General features: G+C 27.5%; 6 protein-coding genes and 1 CRISPR repeat array. All 6 genes read left to right on the forward strand.

Annotated elements, in window-relative coordinates:
* Nucleotides 1-118: 118 nt before the first annotated feature.
* The 6 genes from XJ44_RS01475 to cas2 are packed head-to-tail and all read left to right on the forward strand — an operon-like array spanning nucleotide 119 to nucleotide 8,063.
* Nucleotides 119-2,488: a hypothetical protein gene (locus XJ44_RS01475; protein ID WP_077197830.1), complete on the forward strand. Its 2,370-nt coding sequence runs from the start codon at nucleotides 119-121 to the stop codon at nucleotides 2,486-2,488.
* Nucleotides 2,481-3,452, forward strand: coding sequence for a type I-D CRISPR-associated protein Cas7/Csc2 (gene cas7d / locus XJ44_RS01480; protein ID WP_077197831.1), 972 nt, complete (start codon nucleotides 2,481-2,483; stop codon nucleotides 3,450-3,452). Before XJ44_RS01475 ends, cas7d begins: the two co-directional genes overlap by 8 nt.
* Before the next feature lie 48 nt (nucleotides 3,453-3,500).
* The gene (cas5d, locus tag XJ44_RS01485) at nucleotides 3,501-4,193 is read left to right on the forward strand and encodes a type I-D CRISPR-associated protein Cas5/Csc1 (protein ID WP_077197832.1); all 693 of its coding nucleotides are present in this window, start codon (nucleotides 3,501-3,503) and stop codon (nucleotides 4,191-4,193) included.
* Entirely contained in the window at nucleotides 4,183-6,216 is a 2,034-nt protein-coding gene (gene cas3, locus XJ44_RS01490) for a type I-D CRISPR-associated helicase Cas3' (RefSeq protein WP_077197833.1), read from the forward strand. The genes cas5d and cas3 overlap by 11 nt, the downstream gene beginning before the upstream one ends.
* Before the next feature lie 15 nt (nucleotides 6,217-6,231).
* The gene (locus XJ44_RS01495) at nucleotides 6,232-7,782 is read left to right on the forward strand and encodes a CRISPR-associated endonuclease Cas4/Cas1 (protein WP_077197834.1); all 1,551 of its coding nucleotides are present in this window, start codon (nucleotides 6,232-6,234) and stop codon (nucleotides 7,780-7,782) included.
* A gap of 5 nt (nucleotides 7,783-7,787) precedes the next feature.
* Nucleotides 7,788-8,063 (forward strand): CRISPR-associated endonuclease Cas2, encoded by a 276-nt coding sequence (gene cas2 / locus XJ44_RS01500; RefSeq protein WP_077197835.1) that lies wholly within the window; start codon nucleotides 7,788-7,790, stop codon nucleotides 8,061-8,063.
* A 188-nt stretch (nucleotides 8,064-8,251) separates the two neighbouring features.
* Nucleotides 8,252-11,110: direct repeats of the CRISPR family, unit length 36 nt; unit sequence GTTAAAAAACCTAATTCCATAAAATGGAATTCAAAC.
* Nucleotides 11,111-11,213: the final 103 nt, after the last annotated feature.

An 11,213-nucleotide genomic window follows, 5' to 3' on the forward strand; every position in this document is an offset into this window, starting at 1 on the left:
GTTTCTTAAAATTAATGTATACAGACAAATAAAGTGTCGTTAGCAATTGGTGTAAAACTTGATTTATAAAAAAGATATTTGTTATAATACAAGTAAACCAAAGATTAGGAGTGATAGCATGAATGTAAATTTAAGAAAATTCCTAATAAAAATTCTACAAAACTATCCTCAGAAACACACAAGCGGTTTAAAAAAAGGTATCCCGTTTTCTATACATTTTGCTAATGTTGGGCTTATTGCATATCAAATATCCGAAATTTTGCGAAAAATTGGATATTTTAATTTAGAAGATAGTCACACTGTTTTTATTGCAGCCGTAATTCACGATATGAATAAAATAACCAATACTTCTATGAGAACAGCAGCTATTAGAGAAAACATAATAAAAGTATTAAAAGAGAACTTTTCAGAAAACGAGGATTTCTGGAAAGACAAAATCGATACCATTCAAAACATAATACCTTTACACTCAGTTGACAATCCTGTTGGTTCTAAACTATATATTTCTCAAAAAGAAAAAGTTATGGCAAAAATTATCCAGTTTTCCGATACATTTGATTTATTGGATAGTGCTAACCTTGAATACGATCACAACATTTACAAAAAGCTTTTAAATCTTTTAGAAGAACTAAATTATTACGTCCCTGAATTTAAATACAACTATCTTGTTTATCATTATTTTAATGACTACAGGGGGGTGTTAACAAATTATATAACCGACGAGATTATAAATAAATTTAAAACTACTGTTTTGGCAGTTCCCATTGCAAGATTCAACGATGGAGTAGTCTATTTATGTAACAAAGAAAAATACATTCCAGAATTATTATTTGAAGACATAGTTCTCGAAACACCAAAAAAAGTTTTCCACAAAATATTTTCAATGGATTATACTTTGCAAAAAAAAGGTAATGAAGTATATTTAAGAGAAGGGATATTTAACTTTTCTTTAGACGATGCGTTAACCCACATTATTTTCGTTATCAACAATTTGAAAACTTCAGATAGAAATAAAGTTTTAAAAAAAATCACTGAAGACTACTTAAAAAAATATTTTGGGAATAAAACAAAGAAAACTATGGAAATATATGAAGAATTCGATTTGATTTTTAATTCAACCAAAGAAATCGAAACTATAAAAGAAAAATTAATAAACCTAATAAAAAAACACGAAACACAAAGAAAAATCAAAAATACTTATGTAGACGAGCTAAAAAAATACATTGAAACACGCTTGCATCTATCCAATTTACAAAAAAATAATATCTCTACATTCACCATCAACAAATACGGAAAAAATCCTAAAAAAGTTTGTTCAATTTGTGGAAGTGAATTTGAAGTTTCAGAAGCTATGTCTGCTGAACTTCCAAGAGGAATAAAACCTCAACTTTTTAGTAATATTCTTCCAGCAAACAAAACAATGGATCCAAAAAGAAATATCTGTTCAATTTGTAAATTACAATTTATAGCAAACAAAAATAAAAGTTATTCAGCTGATGAAAAAAACGTATATTATGTCCTTATTCCGTATAATTATTTTCCAGATGAACTTATAAACGAAATAAAAGAAGAATATATATCAATAAAGTCAAATAGTACTAAAGAAAATAAAAGTAAAGACAACGAAAATATCCTTTCGATGTTGGGTATAGAAAGTGAAACAATCGAAGATGGACTATTTGATTATACAAATATAAATATTCCAATAATTAATCCTATAAGATATAAAAACTCAAAAAAATACTCTGAAACAGTGTTTATAGCATATGCCAAAGCACTTTATATTCAAAAAAACTTTCCCGTCAAAATCCTTATTACAGGGTATCCACAACTTTTAGATGAAGACATACGATTTAGTGAAGATATATTAATTCAAGATCTATCTTTCAAACTCAAAAAAACTTCATCTGAAAGGATATTAAAACTTTATGAAATATTTAGAAATAATCCCAAAAACTTCTTTGCCAATAAAAACAATTATTTTTACAAAATTTCCACATCTGAACCATTAACAGCCTTTTCAACATATATAACAAAAGTATTTGAAACCAAAAAAGATAAAAAGGTAATACTAAATATATTTGAGGCATTATTTGGGGGTGAAAAAATGGAGTATGCAAAAAAGATAAGCGAATTCATTTTAAAACAACAAGAAAACATATTTAACGCTTCAAAACATCAAATAGTAAAATACTTTGACGTATGCAAAGAAGTATTAAAAAAATTTGAACCACAAATTGAATCAGAAGAAGACTTAAAAGCACAATTGTTTTCCAGAATAGAAAATTTAGTCAACAAACCTATAAAAAAAGAAGAGATAATGAATTATATAGACAACTTTGTTGAATTTGTAAAAGAATTAGAAAATAAAAATCTAGATAAAGGAAGAAAAAAACTCCTCTTAAACTGGAAAAAATATAGGGATTTAATCTACGGTTACGTATGGAAAATATATTTTGAAAATAAGGAGGCGAAAAACAATGGATAAAATAAAGGAATTATTAAAAGGTGGGTACGTAGAAGATGGATCTTTTCCTTTAAAACCTTTGGGAAAGTATATTCATATTATACTCCGGACAAGAACACTTTCTGAGACAATATTTCGAACAGATGAGGGATTAACAATTGAAACAGTAAAAGCTGGAATAAATGATAACAATGAAATTCAAAGAGTAATAATGAGCAAAAGAAAAAGAATAGCTGCAGAAAGAAGAATTGGAAGAGAATTTTTAATGAATTATAAATTAAAAGATGAAAGTTGTGAGATTAACCAAAGTATGTGTGGAAGATGTCTAGATTGCACTGTCTATGGTTTTGCAGCTGGAGAAAAAGGAAAAGAAACAGAAGGGGCACTAAAAAGTAGGGTGATTACAGAAAACGCATACTCTATACTTCCATATGAGATGATAAGTGATGTCAGGACATTTAACGCACTTAGCGAACTAGGGACAATGATGGAAAAAAAGGAAAAAAAGGAAAAAATAGAATTAACAATGAGACAATCTCTAGGAGAAAATGAATATATAAAACCAGAAGTCGATTTCATTGACATTGAAACATTAAAAGACCTTAGATTCGCAGAAGTTTTATACGCTTTAGGTAATATACTAAGAACCAAAAGATACGGGGCTATGGATTCAAGATTGGGAAAGGTAAAAAATGAAATAATAGCAATAATAATCTCTGATGCTGAAATTTTTGGTTCTCTTGAATTAACTAAAAAAGTCTGGGATAAATTAGAAGTTAAAGAACATATATTAGAAGAAAATATAGTAGATGAAAAAATTTTAGAATCAGTTAAGGAATTACTAGATGGTGAATTTTGTAAATATAAAATAGTCGAAAAAAATGATTTAAAAGTATTAAAAGACGAAATTAAAAGTATCTATCTAAAACCAGAAGATAACTTGATATCATTATTTAAAAATGTCAAATCGATATTTGACAAATAAACTCTATCCCCGTGTATCGTGCGGGGATAGAATTTGAGGGGTGATTCCATGAAGATATATAAAGCAACTCTTGAGACTCTTGAACCGCTCTTTTTTGCTACAAAAGAATTGGGTGATACCTATGTTACTGAACCTTATATATCAAATTATTCTTTAGCATATACCATATTATCTTTGTATGATTATGTAAGACATAATATCCCCACATACAAAGAAGACTTAAAAGATTTAAACGTGTACATTACACCAGCAAAATTTGTAAACTTTAGATGGCAAATGGAAAATTTTAATTCAACGGGCGAGGGGTATTATTTAAAAATGCTTCAAAATAATTATTCCAATTCTCCAAAACGAAATAATGACAGAGCAAAAAACATACCTCAAATTGGGAAATTAAAACTAATTTCCTCTGAAAGTATAGCAAAATTCTATGTGATAGATTACTCAAACAATCTAAAATTACCAAAGTATATAAGATTGGGAAAATTTAACACAAAGTGTCACATAGATTATGAAGAAATTTCTAACATAGAATTAAAAGAAGGAACCTTCTTTTGTAAACAACCACTCAACGTCCTTGATCTTCCAAAAAATATGAAACTTTTGTCTTTCAAGATTATTCCCATAAAACCTGTACAAATAATTGAAAAAGCTAAGTTAAGTGGAAATTTCATTTCCATAGACAACGATAACATACCGCTTAACATGCACTTTTTTGGAGGGAATTTCAATGAAAATTAAAAGTCTTGAAATTCCTGTCATCTACGATAAATATGTAAAATTCATTCCATTCCATCAAATTGAAACTGCTGAAAAATTAAAAAAATACGATATAGTATTCAATACGTATCCTACAGGCTCGGGTAAAACCAGAGCATTACTTAATTCTATCAAAGAATTAACCCCTAAAAAAGTATTAATTATTGCACCAATCAATGTTTTAATAGATCAATACGAAGAAAAAGTAAAACAATTTGTCAAATCCGAAAAGCTTGAATATGAAGTTGTAACCTTTACATCTTCAAGAATAAAAGAAACAAAAGAAACTTTCGAATCAAATCAACAATTTGTAAGAAAAGTCCTTGAAAAAAAATCAAAAACTATAATAATATCAAACCCAGACATTGTCTATCTCATATTACTTCAATTTTATGGAAATAATTACAACATTAAAAGAACTATGGTTGCAGATTTACTATCAGAAATAGACTTCTTTGCATTTGACGAATTTCACTATTATGATCCCATTCGTAGTTTTCTTGCAATTACATTACTTTTTACATATCACCAGATTAAAAGCAAAAATAACGAAACAAAAAAATTTCTCTTCTTATCCGCAACTCCATCTAATACAATTATTAAAGTATTAAAACACTTAAATCTAAATTGGTACGAAGTAAAACTCGATGAAGGTCATAACAAATCCAAAGAAAAGTCACTTTCAGAAATAAATTTAGATTTTTCGTTTGGCTCATTAGAAGATAACATAGATAAGGTAATAAACGAAATAAATAACTATACAAGTGAAAATGGAAAAATTATAATTATTTCAAACTCTCTAAGAAGAATATGGATTTTAAAGGATAAACTTAACACCTTAGGAGTTGATGCTGGGATAATTATAGGGCCGATAAAATCAAAAGAAGAAAGAAAAAGGAATTTACAAAAAAAGGTAATACTTGCAACACCTACGGTAGATATAGGATATGATTTTGAAGAAGTTAGACTTTTAATATTCGAAGCTTTTAATCCAGATGAGTTTTTGCAACGTTTGGGAAGAGCAGGTAGAACTTTGGGAAAAACACTAAATTTTACTCCCAAAGTTATTGCATTTTTACCAAAGACTGTAAAATACAAGTTTGAACAAATATTCCAAGACAAAAACACTATTACACGAAAAGAACTGGAATCAAAAATAAAAGAGATTTTTTCATCACATAACCTTGATTTTGAACAACTTTACAGAGGACCATTTGTCCTACAAATAGCATTCTTTCTTTATAATTTTGAAAAACTTTTCGTCAAAGATGATAAATTTTTCGAAGACTACAAGAAAAACTTCTTAAACCTTTATAAAATTCCAGTTGATTACACAGTTTTAAAAAATAAATATTTACCATATTTTATAATTTATGTCTATGAAACTCTAAAACAAATTAGCGAAGACAAAGCAAATAAATTTATTGAATTTGATTTCAATAAAAAGATACTAAAAAATTTCATCGAAAGAAAAATAGCCGAAAGGCTAATAAATACTAAAAAAATCAATTATTACTTTAAAGGAATCAAACAATTCTTCGATAATTATATACTAAATTTTAGAATTAACGATATAACAAATGTAAAAGTTGTAGACAAACAAAAAACATTTGGTATAGAAAAATTTGATTATTCATTAATATTCATACTTGAAAATGCCAACATAGAGAGAATTGATAAAAATACTATATATATCAACGGTATAAGTAGGAAAGAAAAAATACACTTTGAAGTTCCAAAAATAATCAACAAAGAATTTTTTGTAACATACCTGACAATCAATGAAGAATTTATAGGACTAGAAGAAAATAATAAATTTTTAAAAGCTGTCTTCCTTCTAAACAACAAAACAGAAGCCATTGCAAGAAGCTTTGGGTTTTATCCTTCAAGAATCATAATGGGTTCAGAAAAAAAGAAAGCACTTTTTGGAGAGCAAGCACTAATAGCAAAAACGTTATTTTCCACGGAAAAACCATGGGATTTTGAAATACTTCCCATTGTCTGAAAATGGGGTGTTAAAATGTTTCCAGAAATACCTATTTATTCAATAAATGCATATTTATACTGTGAATATAGATATTTTCTCGAAGAAGTTGTTGGAATATTTAAGGAAAATGCCCATATATCAGAAGGAAAATACATAAATGAAAAAGAAAGTAAAAACATCTCAACTAAAAATTGGAAAAAAACATCAAAAATATTTGTTTCATCAGAAGAGTATGGGATTTATGGATATATAGATAATGTAATAAAAACACCTGATAAAATTAAGATTGTAGAAATAAAAAAAGGTTCTGCCAAAAAGCCTTATGAAAATGATATAATGCAAATAATTGCGTATATGATAGCCTATTCTGAAACTTTTGAAATAAAAAAAGAAAGTATAATAGGAGAATTAAATTATAAAGGTTCAAATACAAAATTTAGAGTTAAGTTAACGGATAATAGACTCAATAAATTAAAAAATATAATTGACAATATATACGCAATAAAATCTGATAAAATTCGACCTATCCCAAAATATAGGAAAAAATGCAAAGATTGTAGTTTATTTGAAATATGTCAACCAATCAATAATGAAAAAGTAAAAATAATGCCTCGTATCGTTGAAAAACAACCTATTTTTTTATTTAGCCATGGAATATTCATAGGAAAAAAAGGAGAAAGTTTTCTATTTACTTTAAACAACGAAAAAAACGTGATTCCAGCATACAAAATTTCATCAATAAATATTTTTGGAATTTTTACAATATCAAGACAAGCAGTCGAATTGGCAGCAAAATACTCCATACCAATAATTATTAATAATTCAATTTGCAAAAACATAACTACCATAAATATACCATTTTCAAAAAATAATTTCTTACGAAAAAAACAAGTAGAATTATCTAGCGATGAAAAATTGAAATTAGAGCTCTCAAAAAAAATGATAATTGGAAAAATAAGAAATATGGAAATCACTTTGAAAAAGAAAAATATAAAAATTAATTATACACCATATATTTATAAAATAAATAAAGCATCAACATCAGATGAAATTATTGGCATAGAAGGAATAGTATCAAGAAATTACTTTGAGAATTTTGGAAATATTTTAAATAATTTTACTTTTAATACACGTACAAGGCGACCTCCAAAAGATCCTATTAATTCTTTATTAAGTTTCGGATACACTATACTTTACAACCTTGTACATTCAATATTACTTTCAATTGGACTTGATCCATACTTTGGATTTCTTCACACTACTCAATATGGAAGAGGATCACTTGCATTAGATCTCATGGAAGAATTCCGACCATTAATTATCGATACTTCAGTAATAAAAGTAATAAACAAATCTATGATAAAAGAAAAAGATTTTATCAAAGAAAACAATGGAATTTATTTAAAGCAAAAGGCCAGAAAAAAATTTGTCAATGTTATTTTAAAAAGACTCTTAGATAAACATTATTATGATAAAATGGGAGGATCCATAGAATACATAAGGATAATAGAATCACAAGCCAGATTATTACAAAAACATATACTCGGAGAACTGGAATATACTCCTTTCATTGTAAAGAAGTGATTTTCATGATGACATATATAATCAGCTATGATATAAAGAAAGATAAGAAAAGAAATAAAATATCAAAAATATTAGAAGAATATGGACAAAGGCTTCAATACAGTGTATTTATTTGCCAAGTTCCAAAAAAAGAACTTTATAATATACTTTTAAGGATAAATCCTATAATAGACAAAAATACAGATTCAATTTTAATTATCCCAATAAATTTATCCAAAATGGAAATTATAGGTACTGTAAAAATAGATATTTTAACCAATAATGACAATTATATATTATAACTAAATTATAACTAAAATCTATCCGCGAATCTTATTTTTCTCAAAAATATATAATATCCACGACACTCTCCAATAAACAACTATCTAACATTGAAATAAACTTATTTAAAAATTTTTTAAGTAAAAAATGTTAACACACGCATTTACGGTCCTTGACAATTTATTTTTTTTGTTTTAGTATTGATAGTGTTAAAAAACCTAATTCCATAAAATGGAATTCAAACTGCATAAAGATTATGCAAAAATTCCGCTTGAATTAAAGTTAAAAAACCTAATTCCATAAAATGGAATTCAAACAAACAAGTTATTTGTACCAATTTCAAAAGGTCGGTTAATGTTAAAAAACCTAATTCCATAAAATGGAATTCAAACTTAGATCGCGCTAAATTATCTGTTAAACCTGCAATAGTTAAAAAACCTAATTCCATAAAATGGAATTCAAACATTTGAAAAGGAAACTTTAAAATCATTTACTAAAAAGTTAAAAAACCTAATTCCATAAAATGGAATTCAAACTTTCGTTGCTTCTATGGCCAATTCAATGGCACATCGTTAAAAAACCTAATTCCATAAAATGGAATTCAAACTTAGGTTTCAATTGTCAATACCTGCCAGTGAAGTAGCGTTAAAAAACCTAATTCCATAAAATGGAATTCAAACTTGTTTGGTAAAAGTATATCCGCCATGTTCATTTTTGTTAAAAAACCTAATTCCATAAAATGGAATTCAAACAAAATAGCGTATCGCATAGCGTCCATCGCATGGTCCATGTTAAAAAACCTAATTCCATAAAATGGAATTCAAACATTGATTCTGTTGCTAAAACATTACTTGATATTAGGTTAAAAAACCTAATTCCATAAAATGGAATTCAAACGGTATTGTTTTTTTGTCAAAATAATTAATTCTTCTGTTAAAAAACCTAATTCCATAAAATGGAATTCAAACAGCACTTCCAAGCTTGGATTTACAATTACACTTTTCGGTTAAAAAACCTAATTCCATAAAATGGAATTCAAACGCATTTGCAACCGACCAATCAGGAGTTGTATCAAATGTTAAAAAACCTAATTCCATAAAATGGAATTCAAACGCTTGCGTAAATATTGCTACATCATTTGCTTCTATGTTGTTAAAAAACCTAATTCCATAAAATGGAATTCAAACTAGGAGTACAATGCTTATGTGACTCATAACGCCTGTTAAAAAACCTAATTCCATAAAATGGAATTCAAACATATTAACAAAACAGAAAGAGGTGATGAGCATGAGTTAAAAAACCTAATTCCATAAAATGGAATTCAAACTTATAGCGTTAAGAATGTGGTTAAATGGAATAGATTGTTAAAAAACCTAATTCCATAAAATGGAATTCAAACGAACCTGCTTTTGCATATACAGAAAATGTTGCTTTATAATGTTAAAAAACCTAATTCCATAAAATGGAATTCAAACTCTAAAGTGGTGTTAGATGCAGCAAAAGCTTTAGGAGTTAAAAAACCTAATTCCATAAAATGGAATTCAAACGCCAGGAAGACGAAGAAGAAGGTTGATGCCTTCTTCGTTAAAAAACCTAATTCCATAAAATGGAATTCAAACGCACAATTAAGTGGGGCTTTAGATTCAACGTTTAATAGTTAAAAAACCTAATTCCATAAAATGGAATTCAAACCAGTTAAAGCAAACAAATGGCATCAACGTAACACAATGTTAAAAAACCTAATTCCATAAAATGGAATTCAAACATATTGTGGAAATGGCACCAATAATTGTAACATTCAGTTAAAAAACCTAATTCCATAAAATGGAATTCAAACAACAATATTGCCATTTATTATTGCCAAACCAACGTGTTAAAAAACCTAATTCCATAAAATGGAATTCAAACATTCGCGAGCCATTGTTCGACCAACATCTGCAGCACCGTTAAAAAACCTAATTCCATAAAATGGAATTCAAACGTCGATTTAGAAGTATCGTCGAATCAATTTGATACAGTTAAAAAACCTAATTCCATAAAATGGAATTCAAACAAAATTGCCATAGATGACAAATACAATTTAATTGATTGTTAAAAAACCTAATTCCATAAAATGGAATTCAAACCTGATATCATATTTATTAGCGGTTATTTTAAAAAAGAGTTAAAAAACCTAATTCCATAAAATGGAATTCAAACATCGATAAGATTGATGATTTCTTCTGTTTCCATATCCGTTAAAAAACCTAATTCCATAAAATGGAATTCAAACTCCTTTTATAAATATTTATTCCGACACCCATTTCATCCAGTTAAAAAACCTAATTCCATAAAATGGAATTCAAACATATAATGGTCAAATCAAGGTTGTAGGGAATATCGTTAAAAAACCTAATTCCATAAAATGGAATTCAAACATTATGTGAAAAAATGGGAATATGGAGAATGTTCGTTAAAAAACCTAATTCCATAAAATGGAATTCAAACTTATACATAGACAACCCCGTTTAAGTGTGGATGGGAAAAGTTAAAAAACCTAATTCCATAAAATGGAATTCAAACCTGTATATGTTCCATCAGGTGCACTTGTGCTTATACTTGGTTAAAAAACCTAATTCCATAAAATGGAATTCAAACGAACAACAGGAAGTGTTATGGGCGAAACCTTTACAGCGTTAAAAAACCTAATTCCATAAAATGGAATTCAAACATTCGTAAAATTTGGCAGTTTTTAAGTGGTGCTGTGTTAAAAAACCTAATTCCATAAAATGGAATTCAAACCTTAATGAGACAACAAATACGGTTTGGGACTCAGCAGTTAAAAAACCTAATTCCATAAAATGGAATTCAAACACGCAGAAGCGAACTGAGCAATATACGCTTTACCAGTTAAAAAACCTAATTCCATAAAATGGAATTCAAACAGCTTTTTAACAGTGCTCCAAGATTTGATACAACAGTTAAAAAACCTAATTCCATAAAATGGAATTCAAACAGTTATGCAGCATATGAAACAGTGAATGTATTAAAAGTTAAAAAACCTAATTCCATAAAATGGAATTCAAACTTGACAATTGAAACCTAACACTGCCATCATGTCCGTCGTTAAAAAACCTAATTCCATAAAATGTGTAAATGGTAAAATACAAATGGCCAAAAAGAGGAAAATA

Source organism: Thermosipho affectus (assembly GCF_001990485.1).
Classification (GTDB): domain Bacteria; phylum Thermotogota; class Thermotogae; order Thermotogales; family Fervidobacteriaceae; genus Thermosipho; species Thermosipho affectus.

Excerpts from the sequence above, each read along its gene's own strand:
- XJ44_RS01475 (WP_077197830.1), top strand. The coding sequence starts at position 119 with ATGAATGTAAATTTAAGAAAATTCCTAATAAAAATTCTACAAAACTAT.
- cas7d (WP_077197831.1), top strand. The coding sequence starts at position 2,481 with ATGGATAAAATAAAGGAATTATTAAAAGGTGGGTACGTAGAAGATGGA.
- cas5d (WP_077197832.1), top strand. The coding sequence starts at position 3,501 with ATGAAGATATATAAAGCAACTCTTGAGACTCTTGAACCGCTCTTTTTT.
- cas3 (WP_077197833.1), top strand. The coding sequence starts at position 4,183 with ATGAAAATTAAAAGTCTTGAAATTCCTGTCATCTACGATAAATATGTA.
- XJ44_RS01495 (WP_077197834.1), top strand. The coding sequence starts at position 6,232 with ATGTTTCCAGAAATACCTATTTATTCAATAAATGCATATTTATACTGT.
- cas2 (WP_077197835.1), top strand. The coding sequence starts at position 7,788 with ATGATGACATATATAATCAGCTATGATATAAAGAAAGATAAGAAAAGA.